The sequence below is a fragment of the Phytoplasma sp. genome (genome assembly GCF_035187685.1).
Classification (GTDB): Bacteria; Bacillota_I; Bacilli_A; order Acholeplasmatales; family Acholeplasmataceae; genus Phytoplasma.
Map to the genome: position 1 here is coordinate 404280 of NZ_CP131022.1, position 22120 is coordinate 426399.

The window sequence follows — 22120 nt, forward strand, 5'->3', positions numbered from 1 at the left end:
TTTTCATTAAAAGTATAAAAAAATATTTTATCGAAATTATTCGTTTCAAATTTCATTGTATTTGTTTGTTTTCTTTTTTTAATTTTATTTTTGTAAAACATATTAATATTTTATAATTTATTTTTTCTAACATAATATTTTTTTTAAAACATCATTTATAATCAGTGTATTTTGACTTTGTTTATAAATGTTAATACAAAAAAGTAATCCCGCGTGCATGTCTTAATCAAATAATATTTTATTAAAACTATTTTTTATAACCCTTATTTAGTATTTTTTAAAGAGAAAAATTACTAAAATATTAAAATTTAAAGATTTATTTATTTATAATTTTTATAAATATTATTCGATTTTACAAAAAAATATTAATTGAAAACATTTTTTTAAAGTATCTAGAAACCTGAAAATGTTTTAATTATTTAAAAATTAAAAACGATTTTCAAATGTTGAAAAATTAAAATTACAAAAATTTAAAAATTATATTTTCTTTTGATTAAATATCTTTTAAAGATAAAAATATTTTGCCTTTATTATTAATTTCGATACATTTAGCTAAAACTTTATTACCTACATTCAAAACATCTTCAACAAATTCTGTTCTTGTATTAGATAACTGACTAACATGTATAAAACCTTCAACATTAGGAAATATTTCAACTAATGCTGCAAAAGATTGACCTTTATTATTAGTTAAAATTTTTACAACAGTTACTTGATAAACTTGGTTTATCTCAATTTCTTTAACTAAATTTAAAATATGATTAGCTGTTTTTTTAACAATGTCAATGTTTACATGAGTTATAAATATCTTACCATCTTGTTTAATATCTATTTTAACATTATCATGTTTCTCGATAATACGAGAGATAATTTTACCACCAACACCTATAATATCTCTTATTTTCTCTATTTTAACTTTAATAACTTGAACTTTTGGAGCATAAATAGAAACTTCTTTTTTATGTGTAGAAATAACTTGATTCATTTTTTTTAAAATTTCTAACCTAGCAAAGCGTGATTTATTCAATAATAATTTCAAAATATCAAAATTAATATTTTTTCTTTTAGTATCCATTTGTAAAGCAGTTATTCCTATTTCAGTTCCAGCTACTTTAAAATCCATATCTCCTTCATAATCTTCTAAACCTTGAATATCAGTTAAAACAACACACTCGTTGTCATCGCAAAACAAACCCATAGCTACTCCTGCTACAGCCTTTTTTAAAGGAACGCCAGCATCCATTAAAGCCATTGAAGCAGCACAAATAGTAGCTTGCGAAGAGGAACCATTAGATTCTAAAATTTCTGAAACTGCTCTAATAGAATAAGGAAAATCATCTTCTGAAGGCAAAAGATGAAATAATGATTTTTCCGCTAAGATACCGTGTCCAATTTCTCTTCTAGAAGGCGCCATATAACGACCTATTTCTCCAACAGAAAAAGCAGGAAAATTATAATGTAAAATGAAAATTTTTTCTTCTTCTTCTGTTAAATCATCAACCATTTTGCTTTCTTTTAAAGTGCCCAAAGTGACAACTACTAAACTTTGTGTTTGACCTCTAGTAAAAAGAGCTGAACCATGAGCTCTAGGTAATAAACCTACTTGATTCTCAATTGTTCTAATTTCATCTAATTTTCTACCATCGATTCTCTTTTTATCTTCGATAACCATTTTTCTAAATGCTTGACTTAATAAATTACTAAAAATATTGTCTATTTCTGTAGATAAAATATTATCATCATCATTATATTCTAACAATAATTCTTCTTTTAATTTACTAATCTCATTTTTAAATATTTTTACATCTTTTTTTTGTTGTGAACTTATATCTAAAATATTTTTTATTTGATTTTTATATTTGTCTGTAATTTTATTAAATAATTCTTCATTAATTTCTAGTTGTGTAAAAAGTTGTTTTTGAGGATTTATTTTATCTCTAATTTCATCTTGAAACATGCAAAGTTTTTTTATTATATCATGTCCATAAACCATAGCTTCTAGTAATTCTTCTTCTTTTGTTTCTGTTGCAATAGCTTCAATCATATTTATACTTTGTTTAGTTCCTGATAAAGTTAATAAAAAATCTGATTTATTTCTTTTATCTGAACTTGGATTAATAATTAATTTGTTATTTATTCTACCTATACAAACACCCGCTACAGAATCTGTAAAAGGGATATCTGACACAAGTAAAGATAAAGAACTAGCAAAAATAGCTAATATCTCATTATTGCAATCATAATCACTACTTAAAATAGTATTTATTATTTGGATTTCTTTATTAAATTTTGTAGGAAAAAGAGGTCTTAAAGTTCTATCTATTAATCGAGAATTTAAAATCTCATGATCAGAAGATTTTCCTTCTCTTTTAGTAAAACTTCCAGGTATTTTGCCTACAGCATAAAGTTTCTCTTGATAAATAACTGTCAAAGGGAAATAATTTAAAGTATTATACTTTTTACTTGCAATTGATACAGTTAAAATAACACTATCTTTGTAACGAAGTAATACAGAAGAATTAGCTTGCTTAGCTAAATTATTTATTTCTACGCTTAATAAATTATTTTCAAAAATAGTTTTAAATATTTTTAAAGCCACTTTAGTTTTCCTTTTTCTAAAAAATGCAAAACTACTTTTAAAAATAAAAATTAATTTTTACAAAGACGTTTGTATATTTTTTATTATTATATGGCGCCTATACTAGGACTCGAACCTAGGACCCTCTGATTAACAGTCAGATGCTCTACCAACTGAGCTATATAGGCCTTTTCATTGTTATTGTTGTTGTTAAGATATTGGTAGAGGATGAGGGACTTGAACCCCCGACATTCTGCTTGTAAGGCAGACGCTCTCCCAACTGAGCTAATCCTCTAAAGTTGACCTTGGCTAATCCTATTTTTGCTTTTGTAAACAAAAACTATCGTCAGGTTAAAAGGACTTAACTACTGTATTCGGAATGGGAACAGGTGTTTCCCCTTTTATAAATAACCAAGGATCTTTCAAAACTAGATAAATATAACTTTTTTAATTCTTTTATAAAATCAAAGTCAATGGATCTATTAGTATCAGTCAGCTTAAAAGATCACTCTTCTTACACCTCTGACCTATCAACCTGATAGTCTTTCAGGGATCTCATAGGGAAATCTCATCTTAAAGGAGGCTTCACACTTAGATGCTTTCAGTGTTTATCCTTTCCATACATAGCTACTCAGCTGTGGTCCTGGCGAACCAACTGAAACACCAGAGGTACATCCATCCCGGTCTTCTCATACTAGGGACAGCTCTTTTCAAATTTCCAACGCCCACGACGGATAGAGACCGAACTGTCTCACGACGTTCTGAACCCAGCTCGCGTTCCGCTTTAATGGGCGAACAGCCCAACCCTTGGAACCTTCTCCAGCTCCAGGATGCGATGAGCCGACATCGAGGTGCCAAACCGCTTCGTCGCTGTGAACGCTCGGAAGCGATAAGCCTGTTATCCCCAGGGTAGCTTTTATCCGTTGAGTTACGACCCTTCCATACGGTATCGTAAGATCACTAAGTCCGACTTTCGTCTCTGCTCGACTTGTAGGTCTCGCAGTCAAGCTCCCTTATGCCTTTACGCTCTCTAAATGATTTCCGACCATTTTGAGGGAACCTTATGAACGCCTCCGTTACTCTTTAGGAGGCGACCGCCCCAGTCAAACTGCCCACCAAACACTGTCCCTCGTAATACACTTACGCAGGTTAGAACATAAAAAATCAAAGGGTGGTATCCCAAAGGTGACTCCCTCTAAACTGGCGTCTAAAGTTCTCCGTCTCCCACCTATGCTGTACATCGATTTCTCAAATTCAATATTAAGCTACAGTAAAGCTCCATGGGGTCTTTTCGTCCTGTCGCGGGTAATCGGCATTTTCACCGATAATTTGATTTCACCGAGACTCTTGTTGAGACAGCGCCCAAATCGTTATGCCTTTCGTGCGGGTCGGAATTTACCCGACAAGGAATTTCGCTACCTTAGGACCGTTATAGTTACGGCCGCCGTTCACTGGGACTTCAATTCAATGCTTTGGTTTAACCCGAACATCCCCTCTTAATCTTCCAGCACCGGGCAGGCATCAGCCCCTATACATCACCTTACGGTTTAGCAGAGACCTATGTTTTTGATAAACAGTCGCTTGGGCTTCTTTTCTGTGACTTTTACTTTTTACGCAAAAGTTCTCCTTATCCCTAAGTTACGGAGCAATTTTGCCGAGTTCCTTAACAAGAGTTTTCTCGCGCGTCTTAGTATACTCTACCATCCCACCTGTGTCGGTTTACGGTACAGGTAAAAAAACAATTAACCCTAGAAGCTTTTCTTGAAAGTATGACTTCGGTCATCTTACCTTCGAATCTCATTTTTTGGAATAAGAAAACGGATTTACCTGTCTTCTCAAACTCGATCCTTCAACCCTAATCCATATAAAGGGCATGCCTAGCCTGCTTTGTCCCTCCATCAGTTGTTTTTTTAGTGCAGGAATTTTCGCCTGCTTGCCATCGACTACGTATTTCTACCTCGCCTTAGGACCTGACTAACCCAGGGCGGACGAACCTGCCCCTGGAAACCTTGGGTTTTCGACGGATAGGATTCTCGCCTATCTTTTCGTTACTTACACCGGCATTCTCACTTCTGATTTCTCCACCACTGCTTCCGCTATGGCTTCACTGACATCAGAACGCTTCCCCTACCATATCTAACATTAAAGTTAGTATCCGTAGCTTCGGTATAATGTTTGAGCCCCGATAAATTTTCGGTGCGAAGTCATTAGACTAGTGAGCTATTACGCACTCTTTAAAAGATGGCTGCTTCTAAGCCAACTTCCTAGCTGTTTTAACGTCTCCACTTCCTTTTCCACTTAACATTAATTTGGGGACCTTAGCTGACGGTCTGGGCTCTTTCCCTTTTGACCATGGACCTTATCACCCACAGTCTGACTGCTGATTATTTTTCATGACATTCGGAGTTTAATTGAGTTCAGTACCCCGAGATGAAGCCATCACTCATTTAGTGCTCTACCTTCATGAAAATTTTAAAATCAACGCTAGCCCTAAAGCTATTTCGGGGAGAACCAGCTATCTCTGAGTTCGATTGGAATTTCACCCCTAGCCACAAGTCATCCAAATACTTTTCAACGTATCCTGGTTCGGTCCTCCATGTGAGATTAATCACACTTCAACCTGCTCATGGCTAGCTCACTTCAGTTTCGGGTCTATGACATACAACTAAACGCCCTTTTAAGACTCGCTTTCGCTATGGCTCCGTTCCTTCAAACTTAACCTTGCTCTATATCATAACTCGCCGGTTCATTCTGCAAAAGGCAAGCCATCACTCCTTAACGAGCTCTGACTAATTGTAGGCATACAGTTTCAGGATCTATTTCACTCCCCTCCCGGGGTTCTTTTCACCTTTCCCTCACGGTACTAGTTCACTATCGGTCACTAAGAAGTATTTAGCCTTGGGAGATGGTCCTCCCGTCTTCCAACCAGATTTCTCGTGTCTTGCCGTACTTTATAGGATACTCTAGATAAAAAACTTTCCCTTACAGGACTATCACCTTCTATGGTGTTTCTTTCCAAAAACTTCAAGTTGTTTTTTATTTTGTAACTAGTAATTAGTATCCAAGGCTGTTCCATGTTCGCTCGTCGCTACTGACGGAATCGTTATTACTTTCTTTTCCTGCAGTTACTTAGATATTTCAGTTCACTGCGTTCCCTTTTTGATAATTAAATCAAAAAACTACAAGTTTATTGTAGTAGGTTGCCCCATTCGGAAACCCATGGATCTCCATTTATTTACAACTCCCCATGGTGTATCGCCGTTAATTGCGTCCTTCATCGGCTCTTAGTGCCAAGGCATCCACTGTACGCCCTTACTTTCTTCAATTTTATTAAGAATTATAGAGTTATATTTATCTACTTTTCAAAGAACTTTCTTTTAAGCAGGACCTGTTTTTAATCATGGTGGGCCTAAATGGACTTGAACCACCGACCTCACGCTTATCAGGCGTGTGCTCTAACCAACTGAGCTATAGGCCCTTTGGCGCTTAAAAAAAGAAAAACTTAACAATTTAAGTCTTTCAAAACTGAAGATGATGATTTTTATTTATTATCCTTAGAAAGGAGGTGATCCATCCCCACCTTCCGGTAGGGATACCTTGTTACGACTTAACCCCAATCATCAACCCTACCTTAGACAGCTCCCTCTTCTTTCGAAGTTAAGCCACTGCTTTCGAGTATTGCTAACTTTCGTGGTTTGACGGGCGGTGTGTACAAACCCCGAGAACGTATTCACCGCGACATGCTGATTCGCGATTACTAGCGATTCCAACTTCATGAAGTCGAGTTACAGACTTCAATCCGAACTGAGACTGCTTTTTTGAGATTTGCTAAAAACTCGCGCTTCAGCTGCTCTTTGTAACAGCCATTGTATCACGTTTGTAGCCCAGATCATAAGGGGCATGATGATTTGACGTAATCCTCACCTTCCTCCAATTTTTAATTGGCAGTCTCGCTAAAGTCCCCACCATTACGTGCTGGCAATTAACGACAAGGGTTGCGTTCGTTTTAGGACTTAACCTAACATCTCACGACACGAACTGACGACAACCATGCACCACCTGTGTCCCTGATAACCTCCACTATATTTCTATAGCTTTGCAGAGCATGTCAAGACCTGGTAAGATTTTTCGTGTATCTTCGAATTAAACAACATGATCCACCGCTTGTGCGGAGTCCCGTCAATTCCTTTAAGTTTCATACTTGCGTACGTACTACTCAGGCGGAGTACTTAATGTGTTAACTTCAGTACCGAGTTTTATCCCGACACTTAGTACTCATCGTTTACGGCGTGGACTACCAGGGTATCTAATCCTGTTTGCTACCCACGCTTTCGTGCCTCAGCGTCAGTCAAGACCCAGCAAGCCGCCTACGCTTCTGGTGTTCCTCCATATATTTACACATTTTACCGCTACACATGGAATTCCGCTTGCCTCTATCTGACTCTAGTCAAGGTAGTTTCTATAACAAGACAGCGTTAAGCACTGAAATTAAATTATAGACTTTCCTAACCGCCTACGCACCCTTTACGCCCAATAATTCCGGATAACGCTCGCCCCCTATGTCTTACCGCGGCTGCTGGCACATAGTTAGCCGGGGCTTATTCATTGAATAACGTCAAGATAATTTTTCCATTATTTTTTCTTCTTCAATAAAAGAACTTTACATACCGAAATACTTCATCATTCACGCGGCGTTGCTCGGTCAGAGTTTCCTCCATTGCCGAAAATTCCCTACTGCTGCCTCCCGTAGGAGTTTGGGCCGTGTCTCAGTCCCAATGTGGCTGTTCAACCTCTCAGTCCAGCTACACATCATCGTCTTGGTAGGCCATTACCCTACCAACTAACTAATGTGGCGCAAGCCCATCTTTAAGCATACCTTCGAAGAAGGTCTTTTAAAAACAAAAAGATGCCTTTCTGTTTCCTATCCAGTCTTAGCAACCGTTTCCAGTTGTTATCCTCGTCTTAAAGGTAGGTTACTTACGTGTTACTCACCCGTTCGCCACTAAAACCTTTTGAGGGGTTTCCGTTCGACTTGCATGTATTAGGCACGCCGCCAGCGTTCATCCTGAGCCAGGATCAAACTCTTCGTTTTATTTTTAATTTCATATTAAATGAAATTAAAATGTTTAATTAAAATTTTTTATAAAATATCATCTTCAGTTTTCAAAGAAATAAATCAGAAAAATAAATTTAAAAAATTTATTTTCTCAATTGTCAAAATTAATAACACATTATTATAACATATAAAAAATCTAATTTTAACAAATATTATTTATTTTTATTTAATAAATTTAAAATATTTTCTATTGTTAGATCGTTAATAAAATATAATAATATATCTATAAACAAAGGAAATTTATTAAAAATATTTTCTTTAATTTTTTTATCCAAATTACCTAAAACATATTTATCCAAAGGAATTGAATAATTATTATCTACACCTATCTTTAATCTTTTAAATTGATTAGTTTCTAAAATATCTATAATATTTCTTATTCCATTATGTCCGCCATGACCACTTTTATTTTTCAATTTAAAAACACCAGCTTTTAAATAAATATCATCATACAACACTAAAATATCTTTTATATTAATCTTATATTTTTGCATAATTTTTTTTATAGCTATTCCTGATAGATTCATATAAGTTTGTGGTTTTAATAATATAATTTTTTTTTCATTGATTTGTACTTGATAAACAAAATCAAGCATTTCTGTTTTAATTTTATAATTTTGTTTTTGTAAATAATTTAAAAAAAAATCAATCATCATAAAACCTATATTATGCGGAGTATTATTATAAATATAACCTGGATTACCTAAACCAACAATAAGCTTCATTGTTTTTTATTTCCTCTACAAAATAAAAAAATTATTAAAATAAAATATTTTACCTCAATAATTTTTTATATAAAAATAAATAAAAAAATGTGAATTTAATTTTTTGCAATTTTTGTTTTATTATTAAAATATTTATAAATACAATCGAAAAATAATATTGTAAAAATACAAGAAATTAAATAAATATAATGCATCCAACTGATTTTGGTTGTTCCAAAAAAATTATTTAATGTATCAAAATTTTGCGAAATAAGAATAAATAAAATTAATTCACATAAAACACCTAAAAATAAAAGAACATTCTTTTTTTTAGCAGTTTTCCAAAAATAAAGTTTATCAGACCTACAAGCGAAAACATTACCTATTTGAGCAAAAATAACAGCTCCAAAAGCCATAGTAGAAGCTGTTTTAAATTCAGAAGTTTTAGCTGATACTAATCCTTGTGTTAAATTATCAAAGCCATAACAACATACAAAAAAAATTAAAGCTAAAGTTCCTTCGATTATCCCTAAAAAAAAATAACTTCGTTTTAATAATTTTTTATCTAATAAACGATCATCTTTAGAAATAGGTTTTTTGTCTAATAATTCTTTTTTAGGCTCTTCTGCACCTAGAGCTATAGCTGGTATCAAATCCGTTATTAAATCTATAGCTAAAATTTGCATAACTGTTAAATAAAGAGGAATATTAAATAAAGCCATAAAAATCACAGGGAAAATTTGGGGAATATTAGAACTAAATACATAAGTTATAAATTTTTTGATATTATCGTAAATACCACGAGCTTCTAATACTGCTTTTGGAATAGTTGAAAAATTATCATCTAATAAGATCATATCAGCTACATTACGAGCGATATCTTTACCAGATTTACCCATAGCAATACTAATATGAGCAGCTTTCATAGCTAAAATATCATTCACTCCATCACCGATAACTCCAACTATTTCTTCATTAGAACGATAAGCTTCTATAATTCTTAATTTATGTTTAGGCGTTGTACGAGAAAAAATGATTGGTTTAGAAGTTTTTAAATTATTTTGTAAGTCATCTTGAGACATCTTATCTATTTGTGATCCATCTATATTAAGATATTGATCGTCTTTAATAATTCCTACTTGTTTTCCGATAGCTATAGCTGTTTTACCATAATCTCCTGTAATAACAGTGACTTTCAAACCAGCTTTATATAATTGTTCGATCGAGTCGCGTACTTCAATTTTAGGAGGATCATAATTAACTAAAAGTCCTAAAAATACCATATCTTTTTCTTCAGATTGTTTTTGATCTGATTCTAATTTTTTATAAGTAATTGCTAATAAACGGTAACCTTGACTAGCTAATTCTTCATTTTGTTTTACAAAAAAATCTTTATCTTTTTGACTGAACTCCATTACTTTTTTGTTTTTATATTGAAATTTACATTCTTCCAACAAGACACTAGGAGCTCCTTTAATAAATAAATATCTTTCATTAATATCATAATTATCTTGAGATAAATTTTTAACTAAAACACTCATTTTTTTGGTTTCTGAAGAAAAAGGATTTGTTTGTTCTATTTCAAAATTATTTCTTATTTGATCAACATTAAGACCATATTTATTAGCGGCAATTAAAAAAGAACCTTCCGTAGGACTTCCTACTATTTGAAAATCTTTTTTATTTAAAGGATCATCGATTAAATTAGCTTCAGAACATATTACAGAAGAAATGAATAATTTTTGCAAAATCTTATCATTTTGTTTTTTATCAAAATCTTTAAATTCACCTTTTTTATTCAAACCATTACCTGTAATATTAACATAACCCCCAGGAAAAAGTATTTTATGACAAGTCAATTTATTTTCTGTTAAAGTACCAGTTTTATCTGTGCAAATAACACTAACAGAATTTAATGTTTCAACCGAAAACAATTGTTTAATTAAAGCTTTTTGCTTAGCCATTCTTTGTGAACCAATTGCTAAACTTAAATTAATAGTCGGCAATAATCCTTCTGGGATATTAGCAACTAACATTCCTAAAGCAACAGTAATAGATACCTTGAATGCATCCGAAGTAAATGGATTTTGAGAACGCCATAAACAAATACAAAACACAATTACAGCTAATGTTGAAGCAATAATACTAATTACTTTAATAACTTTATGAATTTCTTTTTCTAGTGTACTTATACCTTTATCAATATTTTGAACTAAATTAGATACTTCTCCGATTTGGGTATTCTTAGCAATAGAATAAACAATAGCTTTAGCACTACCTTGAGTTACTGTTGTTCCTGCATATACTAAATTTGGAATTTCAGAAACAGTTTCAATATTATCTTTATTTGCCCCACAAATTTTATTTAAAGGAACGGTTTCGCCTGTTAACATAGAATTGTCAACATAAAAATTATTAGTTTCGACTAATCTTGCATCAGCAGGAATAGTAACTCCTATATCTAAAAAAATTAAATCTCCAATTGTTAAATTAATTGCGTCAATAAATTCTACTTTACCATTACGATAAACTTTGATTTTATTAGGAATCATATCTCCTAAAGAAGATAAAATTTTGTCAGTCTTTAGCTCTTGACAAAAAGAGAAAAAACCATTAACAATTACAACTGTTAAAATAGCTATTCCTACGGCGTATTCCTTTATTAAAAAAGATAAACCACTTGACAAAATCAATAAAAGCGCAAACATAGAAATAAATTGTTTAATAAATCTTTTAAATACACTTATTTTTTTATCAGTTTTGATGATATTCAAGCCATACAAATTATTTCTTTTTTTTACTTCTTTAATACTTAAACCATTGGGGTTAGTATCAAAATGTTGAAAAACTTCTTCTAAAGTTAAACTACTTATTTTTAATAAATCCTTATTTTTCATATTGTTTCGTAATTACCTCTTCTATAAAACATAAAATTTTATAAATATTCATTTATTTGTCTTCGGAAATATTATTTATATAAATAAAAATCCAAAATATAACAAAAATTTGTCTTGAATATTATATTAAAAAAAATATAAAACAATAATTTTATGAAATAGATAAAATAAATTATTTAAAACTTTTAACAGTTATATAATAAAGACATTACATTAATTTTAAATTATAAATATATTCATCATCATTTTCTTTTTCAAAAAATATTAAATAAAAAATAATTATTTCTTGTTTTATACAAAATTAAAAATTTTATAAAAACATCTGACTGATTTGATTTTTTTTGAAGCGAAAATAGTTTATAAATTTATATAATATATTTAATCTTTGTTTTGTTTTAATTTGTGATATTCATTTAAATATCTTTTATATTTTTCTTTTTCTTCTTTGATCTTTTTTGGGTTCGCTTTTGAGATAAAAAATTTATTATTTAAAATTTTTTCGCTTCTTTTAATTTCTACTAAAAGAATTTCTTGTTGTCGAATTAAATTGTTTTTAATTTCACGATCATGAATATTTACCCACATTTTTTTATCTATCCAAATAGATATATTTTTTTCAGAAAACAAAAAAAAATATTTATCATATAAAACAGTATGAACAATTTCTATTTCATTAATTTGAAACAAATTCTTTAAAACTAAATTAAAACAATTTAATTCTTTAGCATCTTGAAAAGGTACTTCGATGTATAATTTGAATTTCTTTTTATCGATAGAATAAGATTGTTTCCAATGACGGAATTTAACAATTAAATTTTTTAAATTTTGAAATTTATCTAAAGCTTTAATATTCGAATAAGTAATGTTGGGCCATGCAGAATGAACAATAGATTCTCCTAAAGTTAATTCTTCGTAAATGGCATCGGTTACAAAAGGTATAAAAGGATGTAATAATTTTAAAATATTCTTTAAAATAAAAAGTAAAAATTTTTGAGTATTTAAATATTCCTTTTTATCTTCTTTCAAAAAAATTTTTAAAAATTCTAAAAACCAATTACTAAAATCTTCCCAAATAAAACGATACAACGTTTCACCTATTATATGAAATTCATATTGTTCATACAAAGAATCAACTTTTTGCACCAATTGTGAAAATTTAGATAATAAAGCTTGTTCAGGAAATAATAAAAATTCGTCTTGGAAATTTGTTTCTAAAGTCCGAAGATTTAATTTAATCAAACGACTTGTATTCCAAAGTTTATTAATAAAATTCCAACTATTTAGTATTTTGTGTTCATCATAGTACAAATCAGAACCATTAGAAACACTTGTAGTCAAAAACAATCTTAAAGCATCAGCGCCATATTTATTAATAATTTCTTCAGGTAAAATTCCGTTACCTTTAGATTTAGACATTTTTTGTCCTTCAGAATCCCTAACTAAACCATGTAATAAAACAGTTTTAAAAGGTTGTTTATTCGTTAAATAAAAACTTTGCATAACCATTTTAGTTACCCAAAAGGTTAAAATATCATAACCAGTAACTAAAACATCGACAGGAAAACGTCTTTTTAATAAAGATTCTTTTTCTTGTAAATATCCTAAGGTGCTAATTGGCCATAAAGAAGAAGAAAACCAAGTATCTAAAACATCTTGATCTTGAATAAAACCATCGCCTGGATTTTCTACTTGAACTTTTATTTCTTTATCTTTATACCAAACAGGAATCGAATGCCCCCACCATAATTGACGAGAAATACACCAATCTTCAACTTTTTCTAACCAATTATTAAAAATTTTAACAAATCTTTGAGGAACGAAATCAATTTTATGTTTTTGTAAAGCGAATTCAGATAATTTTTTCGTTTTAAGAAACCATTGTAAAGATAATCTTGGTTCTATCATAGATCCTGAAATACTAGAAAAACCTAACATGTGATTATAATCTTTTATCTTAGTCACTAAATTATCTTTTTGTAAATCTTGAATTAATTCTTTTCGACAATCTAAAATACTTAAGTTTTGATATTTTTTAGCTTTTTCATTCATAGTTCCATTTTTATTAAAACACGATTCAATCTTTAAATTATTTTTTTTTCCTATTTGAAAATCATTTTCATCATGAGCTGGAGTTATTTTGAGTACTCCTGAACCAAATTGAATATCAACAAAATCATCACCAATTATAGGAATTTCTGAATTTGTAAAAGGTGTTAAAACTTTTTTTCCAATCAAATGTTGATATCTAAAATCTGTGGGATTGACAGCTAAAGCTTGATCAACAAAAATAGTTTCAGGTCTTGTAGTAGCAACTTCTAAAAAGAAATTAGAATCGTTTGACACAAAATATTTTAAATAAAAAAGTTTTCCTTTAACTTCTTGGTAATTCACTTCTATATTAGATAGAGTTGTTTCAATTGAAGGATCCCAATTAATAATTTTATAATCTTGATAAATTAAATTTTCTTTATATAATTGAATAAAAACTTTGTTAACTAATTCATTCAACTCAGGATCTAAAGTAAATTTTTCGTATTTATAATCTAAAAATAATCCTAATAAAGACCATTGTTGACGAATAATTTCAGAATAATCTTCTTTCCATAAATAAGCATATTTTAAAAAAATTTCTTTAGTTAAATTTTTTTCTTCCTGACCTTCTTCTCTTAATTTTTGTTTAATTTTATTTTGAGTAGCTATCCCTGCATGATCCATCCCGGGAAGAAAAAGAATATCATAACCTAACATTTTTTGTCTACGAATCAAAATATCTTGTAAAGTATTATTCCATGCGTGGCCTAAATGCAGTTTTCCTGTAATATTTGGTGGCGGAATGATAATAGTAAAAGTCTTTTTATTTAAATTATTTTCTGTTTTAAAATAATCTTTATTTAACCAATTTTGATATCTATTTTTTTCTACTAATTTAAATGAATATTTAGATTCCATAATATTTTTTATCCTTAAAAGTTAACTCCGTATTTGAAATTATTTAACAATATAAGAATATAATTAATTCATAATTATATAAGAAGCATAGAATAAATAAAGTCGACAATATTATTCAATCCTTCTTTGGTTTTACAAGATATTAAATACATAGGTATGTCTGTATAACCTAATTCATGAAAAATTTTTTTAATTTTTTCTAATCTATTTTTCATATGATTTAATAAAACTTTATCTTTTTTATTAAAAATAATAATAGGATTGAATTTAGATTTTTTTAATATTTGATATATATCTAAATCTAACAAAGTTGGTCCTATTTTGAAATCCATAATATGAAATAATATTTTAATATAATTATTATATTGTAAAAAATTATTAATTATTTTAATAACGCTTTTTTTAATTTGCAAACTTTTCTTCATGTAACCATAACCAGGAGAATCTACCAAATAAAAAGAATCATTTAATAAAAAATAATTTAAAGTAATTGTTTTCCCTGGAACATTAGAAACTAATGCCATTTTTTTATTATTAACCAAACTATTAATAAAAGAACTCTTACCAACATTACTTCTACCCATTAAAAAAATTTCTGATAATAGCGGTGAAGGACGATATTTTAAATCAGTAATACTTTTTGTAAAAACAGATTTGAAAATCATATTTTATTTACCTTATTTAATTATTTAGCTTGTTTATAAATTTAATAATTTGCATATTTATTAATTAAATTTTCCAATATCAATAATTATATATAAATCATTATATAAATTAATTATAATTAATTTATAATAAAAATACAAATATTATTTATTTTTTTAATAAATTAAATAAATGGGTTAATATTTGATTTATTAAAAAAATAAATTAATAATCAGTGTCACAAAAAAATATTATTTATTACAATAATTTTGTTTTAATCCTAATCCATATTATTCAATTTTATAATTATTATATGTTTCATCTAGAAATTAGTCGACTATTCATTTATTTACCTTTTATTAATTGTCTTATGACAATGGTACATTAGGATTTTGGCTTGAATCTGAATTTTGGTAATATAAACTTTCCACAATTTTATCAAGTTTATCATTCAATTCCTTAATTTTTTGACTTTGTTCTTCTAGACTTTTATTAATCGAAGCAATTTTAGCATTTTTTAATTCCAATTTAGTCTTTTTTAATTCAATTTTTGTTTTTTCTAACTCTTCGTTTTTTGCACTTAAAACAGTTTTAATTTGTTCTAAAGAATTTTTAATAATTAAAAGATGCTCTTTACCTGAGTCATCTGATGAACCAATTATATATTTTGGCTTCTTACTTATTTCTAAATAAAAAAATATACAACAACAAAAAACAATCAAAAAAAACAAAACAACATATTGAATTTTTATTTTAATATTCATAATAATTTACTTTAAACTTTTCTAATAGAAATTTAATTTTTATTATATATAAAAATAATGGAAAAAATATACATAACAAAAAATAATCAAAAAAATAAAATTATTGATAAAAATAAAATTTTTTTGATTAAATTACAAATAAAAAAATACTTTTATTAAAAACAATTAAATCGTTGAATAAATCTTTTTATTTAAAAAAATATTGTAAAAATTTTATTGACTGGTTGTTTTTATAAACAAAATAATTTATTTTATTTTAAAAATAAAATAATTTCTTTTTTCATTAAAAAAATATTTTTTATATTCTGAGATAAAATTAAAATCAAAATTTTTTTATTCAAATGGCGGAGCAGAAGGGATTCGAACCCTTGCACCATATTAATGGACTACGTCCTTAGCAGGGACGCCTCTTTAACCAACTTGAGTACTACTCCTGAAATAATTATATACTATTATAGTATAATATAAATATTTAAAAAATAAAAATAATTTTTGAAATTATTTTTATTTAATTAATTTTAATTTAATTATCATTTTTTTAATTTCTATAATGAATAAAGGTACAATAGACAATAACAAAATAATTATAATATCTTGAATAGATAAAGAAGATAATCTAAAATTATCTCTAAAAAAAGGTACTAATAAAATAGTTATTTGTAAAAAAAAACTAATAAAAAAACAAAATATTAAAGCCCAATTAGTTTTTAAATTAAAAAGAGATTTTTGAAAACTTCTAAAATTAAAAACATGAATTAATTGAGATAAAGATAAAACCATAAAGGCAAAAGTTTGTCCATATTGATCTGATTGATTATTTTTATGCAATTGAAAACCTATAAAAGCAGCTATAAAAGTTAAAAGACCGATCATCATACCTTCAATTAAAATTTTTTTAATTATATCTTTATTTAATAAAGAATTGTGAATAAGACGAGGTTTTCTTTTCATAATATCTTCTTCGGGATATTCTAATCCTAAAGCAATAGCTACTAAAGAATCGGTCACTAAATTAACCCAAAGAATTTGTAAAGCACTTAAGATAACAAAATTTGAATTAAAACAAAAATATCCTAACAAAGTATTCAATAAAATAACAAAAATTTCACCAATATTACAACTTAACAAAAAAATAATACTTTTTTTAATATTATCAAAAAGTTTTCTACCTTCTTGAATAGCATTTGGAATAGTATTAAAATTATCATCAATTAAAATAATATCTGATGTTTTTTTAGTAATATCAGTTCCTATGATGCCCATAGAAATACCAATATCTGATTTTTTAATACTTGGAGCATCATTGACGCCGTCACCTATCATGCCTACAATTTTACCTTTTTTTTGCCAAGCTTGAATAATTTTTAATTTATGTTCAGGAGTAGTTCTAGCATAAACCTTAATGCAAGGTAATTTCAAATTAAATTCCTCTTCACTTAAAAGATCTAAAGTTTCACCATTTATCGCTAAATCTTCGAAAGAATTAAAAATATTAGAATCCGAAGCTATTTTAATAGCTGTTTGAAGATGATCGCCAGTTATCATAATAACATCAATAAAAGCTTTTTTGCATTTTTGAATAGCATGAATGATATCAGGTCGCAAAGGATCTTCTATCCCAAAAGCTCCTAAAAAAATAGTTTCAGAATTTATTGCATAAAATATTTTCTCAAAATCAAAATTATCAATATTATCTTCTAAAGAATTCAGTTTTATATAAGAAATACCTAAAACTTTATAACCTTCTGAAGACATTAAATCTAAATCTTTTTCTATTTTTGAAATATTGTCTTTATTTTTTAAAATGATTTCGTCTTGATATTCAACATATCGAGATAATTTAAATACAATTTCAGCAGCCCCTTTTATTATTAAAAATTTTTCATTTTCTTTTTGATGAATCGTCATCATAATTTTTTTATTATTATCAAAAGGAAATTCTTTTATTTTTTTATTTTCTTTTTGAATTTGTTGAATATCTAATTTATATAAATTTCCTAAATCTATAAAAGATTGATCTACAGGGTCAAATAAAAAAGTTTCATTATCTTGGCAATTTACATTCTCAGAAGATGAATAAATATTATTACATAAAATACCATAAATAAGTAATTTATTAATAGTTCGATCCATTGTTAACTCAGAGTTAGTTTGGATTTTATCATAATTAAAATATAATTGTCGAACATTCATTTTATTTTGAGTCAAAGTACCTGTTTTATCAGTACAAATAATATTAATAGCTCCTAAAGTTTCCAAAGTTTTTAAATTTTTAACAATAGCTTTTTTTTTTATTAATCTTTGGATACCTGATGCCAAAATAATAGTTATTATAGCTAATAAGCCCTCCGGAATAACAGCAACAGCTAAAATAATAGAAGATAAAAAAATTGATTTAATTGTGGCGAAATATATTTGTCCTTGTAACAAATAATTTTTTATCAAATCTAAAATAAAATTTATAATAATAAGAATAAAAATAATAAAAATTAAAATTTTAGACAATTGTTGGATATTTTTTTCTAAAGGCGTTTTCTCTTTTTTTTGTGTTATGATCAATTTAGCTATTTGACCTATTTGTGTATCCATTCCTGTTTTAATAACAACACCTTGAGCACGTCCAGACATAACGGTAGTATCCATGAAAACTAAATTAGGGGAATCGATTAAAATAAATTTATCTTGAATCATATAGCTATTTTTAGCAATAGATAATAATGTTTCACCTGTCAAAATAGATTCATTAACTTTCAAATGATGAGTCTCGATTAATCTTAAATCAGCAGGTATAATATCTCCAGCTTCTAAAAAAACAATATCTCCTAAAACTATTTCTTCCCTTAAAATAAATCTTAATGTTTTATTTCTTAAAACTTTAGTATAAGGTTTTGTATTGTTTTGGATCAATAAAACACAAAATTCTTTACGATTTTCATAAAAAAAACCTAAGCAAGCATTACTAAAAATAATTATTAAAATCAAAATACTTTCAACTAATTCTTCTTTTTTAGATTCAACGATACCTATACAAAAAGTTATCAAACAAATAACTAATAAAATATAAATAAAATAATCTTTAAATTGAGAAAAAAATTTTGTATAAAAACTCTTTGGAGGCGTTTCTTTTATTTTATTAAGTCCATATGTCAAAATTCTTTGTTCTGCTTCTTGTTGTGTTAAACCTGTTTTAAAATTAGTTTTCAATTCCTTCTCTAATAATGTCAAAGAGGATTGTGGAAATAGAGTATCCAATTTTTTCAATCTTTCTAATTTAAATTTTATTAAAAATTTAAAAAGCCAAAAAAAAATTTCTTGAAAAAAGAATATTATTTAAAATAATATTTTTCATAAGAAATTTTTTAATAATTTATAAATTTTATAACAAAAAATTATAATTTGGTAATACGAACCTTATGAATAACTAATCCGTCATATTTTAAACCTTCAAATTGCCAATCATGATAAGAAATTTTAATTCTTTCATTTTTATCAGGCATTCTTTTTAATTGACCTAAAATAAAACCACTTAAAGTTTCGTAATCTTCTATAGGCAAATCAGCTTTTAAATGTTCTTCTGTTTCATGTAAATGCATTGTTCCTCGAATAATATATTCTTTATCTGAAACTTTTAAAATTTCATGAATTTGTTTATCATATTCATCTTCGATATCGCCTAAAATTTCTTCAATTACATCTTCAATAGTTACAATACCAGCTGTTCCACCATATTCATCAACAACAATAGCTATATGATTTTGTTTTATTTGCATTTCTTTAAATAATTCGCTAATATTTTGAAATTCAATAACAAAATGAGCTTTGCGCAAAATTTTCTTAATATCAAAAGAATTCTTGTTTTTATCATCTAATAAAAATTTAAAAACATCTTTAACATGAGCAATTCCAATTATTCTGTCTATATTTTCTTCATATACAGGAAATCTTGTATATTTTTCACGAGAAATAAAATCTATAATTTCTTCTCTATTAATGTCAGATTTAACAGCTATAATTTCTGTTCTGTGCTTCATAATATCAGAAACTGTTGTTCCGTCAAAATCAAAAACATTTTGAATCATATTTTTTCTACTATTATTACTTTCGCCAGTTTTATAAGACGAAGTTATTAAAAATCTTAATTCATCATCATTTACAACGTCTTTTTTAACACTCGTGTCAATTCTAAAAATAAATAAAACAAAATTACTGATTTGATTAAAAATCCAAACTAAAGGTTTTGTAACAAAACAAATTAGATTAAAACTGCCAATCCAAAAATAGGCTGTTTGTTGTGGATAAGCTAAAGCAATTCTTTTAGGCACTAATTCGCCTAAAACAATAGAAGATATAACTACTAATATTTCAATAATATGTTTATAATATACAGAATAATTATAATGTTGAGTAGTCGCAATATTTATTAATATTCCTTGAGTAAATGTTACAATATGAATTATTATTTGAATAACTGATAAAAAAAAATTGGGGGTTTCTTTTATTTTTTTTATTTTACAAGCTTTTTTTACACCCTTTTTAACTTCTAAATCAATTTTATTTTGACTTAAAGAAACCAAAGCTATTTCGATAGAAGAAAAAAAAGCATTCAATGAAATTAAAAAACAAATAATTATAAAAATCCCAAGTATTGGTAAATCCACTTTTATTTTATAACCTCTTTTTCATTAATGAAAAAAATTAGACTATAAATTATTTTAAGATGATAATCAACTAGATCACTATGTTCCATAATTTATAAATTTATTAAATCTCCTTATTGATTGTAAATTATTTTATTTATCCTACTAATTGGATATAACTACTATAATTTTAACATATTAATAAAAAAAATTCAAATTATTATTTTGTTCAAATTTGAATTACAAAAGAATTAAATTTTTTATTATCACTTTTTAATATCTCTAGAAACATAAATACCTGTTTCTGTATTGATAATAATTTCTTCTCCTTGTTCGATAAAAACAGGGACTTTGATAACTAAACCTGTTTCTAAAGTAGCATCTTTATAAGAAGTTGTTGAACGTGAATTATTAGTTGTTTTGAAAGAATCAGTTCGAATTACTTTTAAAGAAATTTTATCAGGAAGTGAAACACCTAAAATATCTTGTTTATCATCAAACATTACTTCTACTATCATAGATTCTTTTAAATATTGCATTATTTTTAATAATTTATCTTTAGAAATTTCAAATTCTTCATAAGTATGAGTATCTAAAAAAACATATTTATCTGATAAAACATAAGAAAATTTTAATTTCATTTTATTGACTAATGCTTTTTCAATTTTAATACCAGCATTAAAAATATGTTCAATAACATAATCATTTTTTAAATTTTTTAATTTGCTTCTCACAAAAGCTGCACCTTTTCCAGGTTTAACATGTAAAAAATGAATAATTTGATAAATATCATTATTAAGTTTAATAGTTTGTCCTATTTTAAAATCATTGGTATTAATCATTGTTAAATTTTTCTCCATTATCTGTTAAAAATTTTTCTATTATTCGAAATGTATTTTGTTTCCAATTTTTGCTCAAGGGATTTATAATTTGTAAAGAATAAATTTGATTTTTAAACCAAGTTTTTTGTCTTTTAGCATATTTTAAAGAATTTCTAATAATTAAATTTTTAGCATCTATTAAATTTATTTTGTTCTCTAAAAAAGCTTTGATTTCTCGATAACCTATAATATTAAAATTTGCTTTAGGATAATTATAGATCAAATACTTAACTTCTTCGATAAATCCTTTTTGTAACATATGTTCTAATCTAATAAAAATTCTTTCTTTTAAAAAATCTTTAGAGATATCTAAATAAAAAAATAAAATTTCAAATAAAGGTACATTTTTACCTTTTTTTTCAGATCTTAAACTATTTTGAATAATTTGTTTATAAGCACTTATAATTCGGCAAGAGTTTTTCTCATCTATAATTAAATCAGGATCCTTTTTACGAATTGTCTTCAACATTTTATCTAAATCTAAATTTTCTTTATTTATTTTATTATTTAAAAATTTATCTTCTGATGATAATTCATAATTAAAAAGAGCTGCTTTAATGTATAAGCCGCTTCCGCCTACTAAAAAAGGTAATTTTATATTAGGAATTAATCGTCTAACATCTTTTTGAAAATTATAAATATTGTAATTATCTTCTGGTTTAACTTTGCTTAATAAATGATGTTTTACTTGTTGAGTTTCTTCGATAGTAACTTTAGCTGAACCGATATCAAAATTTTTATAAATTTGCACCGAATCGGCATTAATAATTTCTCCTTTAAAAAAATGCGCTAATTCAATAGATAAACGTGTTTTTCCAGATGCTGTCGGTCCAGAGATAACTATAACTTTTTTCATATAATTCCATTCAAATAAAATTTTAATGAATAATACTCTATTTTATTTTAATCATTAATTAAAATTTTATTTATTTAAAAAATTAATTTTAAT

At 27.2% G+C, this 22120-nt stretch carries 10 protein-coding genes, 4 tRNA genes and 3 rRNA genes; all 17 read right to left on the bottom strand.

The features are described from left to right. Positions 1 to 493 precede the first annotated feature (493 nt). The 17 genes from Q2306_RS01820 to miaA all read right to left on the bottom strand — a co-directional run bounded on the left by Q2306_RS01820 (position 494) and on the right by miaA (position 22027). Complete coding sequence (locus Q2306_RS01820) at positions 494 to 2599, bottom strand: polyribonucleotide nucleotidyltransferase (RefSeq protein ID WP_323847607.1); 2106 nt, start codon at positions 2597 to 2599, stop codon at positions 494 to 496. Positions 2600 to 2690: 91 nt separating this feature from the next. After that, positions 2691 to 2766: transfer RNA gene (locus Q2306_RS01825), tRNA-Asn, on the bottom strand. A 31-nt stretch (positions 2767 to 2797) separates the two neighbouring features. Then, positions 2798 to 2873, bottom strand: a tRNA-Val gene (locus Q2306_RS01830). Positions 2874 to 2880: 7 nt separating this feature from the next. After that, positions 2881 to 2995 (bottom strand): 5S ribosomal RNA (rrf, locus tag Q2306_RS01835). Between the two features lie 44 nt (positions 2996 to 3039). Beyond that, positions 3040 to 5904: ribosomal RNA gene (locus Q2306_RS01840) — 23S ribosomal RNA — on the bottom strand. 75 nt (positions 5905 to 5979) lie between these two features. Next, positions 5980 to 6056: transfer RNA gene (locus Q2306_RS01845), tRNA-Ile, on the bottom strand. Positions 6057 to 6136: 80 nt separating this feature from the next. Beyond that, positions 6137 to 7670: ribosomal RNA gene (locus Q2306_RS01850) — 16S ribosomal RNA — on the bottom strand. Together the 16S, 23S and 5S rRNA genes with 3 tRNA genes alongside form the textbook arrangement of a ribosomal RNA operon. A 176-nt stretch (positions 7671 to 7846) precedes the next feature. Further along, on the bottom strand, positions 7847 to 8419 hold the full coding sequence (gene pth, locus Q2306_RS01855) for an aminoacyl-tRNA hydrolase (protein WP_323847608.1): 573 nt from the start codon (positions 8417 to 8419) through the stop codon (positions 7847 to 7849). Between the two features lie 95 nt (positions 8420 to 8514). Next, complete coding sequence (locus Q2306_RS01860; RefSeq protein ID WP_323847609.1) at positions 8515 to 11295, bottom strand: cation-transporting P-type ATPase; 2781 nt, start codon at positions 11293 to 11295, stop codon at positions 8515 to 8517. 378 nt (positions 11296 to 11673) lie between these two features. Then, the gene (locus Q2306_RS01865; RefSeq protein WP_323847610.1) at positions 11674 to 14244 is read right to left on the bottom strand and encodes a valine--tRNA ligase; all 2571 of its coding nucleotides are present in this window, start codon (positions 14242 to 14244) and stop codon (positions 11674 to 11676) included. Between the two features lie 74 nt (positions 14245 to 14318). After that, a complete protein-coding gene (gene yihA, locus Q2306_RS01870) occupies positions 14319 to 14909 on the bottom strand; it encodes a ribosome biogenesis GTP-binding protein YihA/YsxC (protein ID WP_323847611.1) in 591 nt (196 codons plus the stop codon). Between the two features lie 348 nt (positions 14910 to 15257). Continuing rightward, positions 15258 to 15653 (bottom strand): hypothetical protein, encoded by a 396-nt coding sequence (locus Q2306_RS01875; protein WP_323847612.1) that lies wholly within the window; start codon positions 15651 to 15653, stop codon positions 15258 to 15260. Between the two features lie 342 nt (positions 15654 to 15995). Next, a tRNA-Ser gene (locus Q2306_RS01880) sits at positions 15996 to 16087 on the bottom strand. Positions 16088 to 16157: 70 nt separating this feature from the next. Next, positions 16158 to 18857 (bottom strand): cation-transporting P-type ATPase, encoded by a 2700-nt coding sequence (locus tag Q2306_RS01885; protein WP_323847613.1) that lies wholly within the window; start codon positions 18855 to 18857, stop codon positions 16158 to 16160. Positions 18858 to 19042: 185 nt separating this feature from the next. Continuing rightward, positions 19043 to 20311, bottom strand: coding sequence for a hemolysin family protein (locus tag Q2306_RS01890; RefSeq protein WP_323847614.1), 1269 nt, complete (start codon positions 20309 to 20311; stop codon positions 19043 to 19045). A gap of 245 nt (positions 20312 to 20556) precedes the next feature. Next, on the bottom strand, positions 20557 to 21132 hold the full coding sequence (gene efp / locus Q2306_RS01895) for an elongation factor P (protein WP_323847615.1): 576 nt from the start codon (positions 21130 to 21132) through the stop codon (positions 20557 to 20559). After that, the gene (gene miaA / locus Q2306_RS01900) at positions 21125 to 22027 is read right to left on the bottom strand and encodes a tRNA (adenosine(37)-N6)-dimethylallyltransferase MiaA (protein ID WP_323847616.1); all 903 of its coding nucleotides are present in this window, start codon (positions 22025 to 22027) and stop codon (positions 21125 to 21127) included. Before miaA ends, efp begins: the two co-directional genes overlap by 8 nt. Positions 22028 to 22120 lie beyond the last annotated feature (93 nt).

Coding starts and splice junctions, on each gene's coding strand:
- pth (WP_323847608.1), bottom strand. CDS start 8,419: ATGAAGCTTATTGTTGGTTTAGGTAATCCAGGTTATATTTATAATAAT.
- Q2306_RS01860 (WP_323847609.1), bottom strand. CDS start 11,295: ATGAAAAATAAGGATTTATTAAAAATAAGTAGTTTAACTTTAGAAGAA.
- Q2306_RS01865 (WP_323847610.1), bottom strand. CDS start 14,244: ATGGAATCTAAATATTCATTTAAATTAGTAGAAAAAAATAGATATCAA.
- efp (WP_323847615.1), bottom strand. CDS start 21,132: ATGATTAATACCAATGATTTTAAAATAGGACAAACTATTAAACTTAAT.
- Q2306_RS01875 (WP_323847612.1), bottom strand. CDS start 15,653: ATGAATATTAAAATAAAAATTCAATATGTTGTTTTGTTTTTTTTGATT.
- yihA (WP_323847611.1), bottom strand. CDS start 14,909: ATGATTTTCAAATCTGTTTTTACAAAAAGTATTACTGATTTAAAATAT.
- miaA (WP_323847616.1), bottom strand. CDS start 22,027: ATGAAAAAAGTTATAGTTATCTCTGGACCGACAGCATCTGGAAAAACA.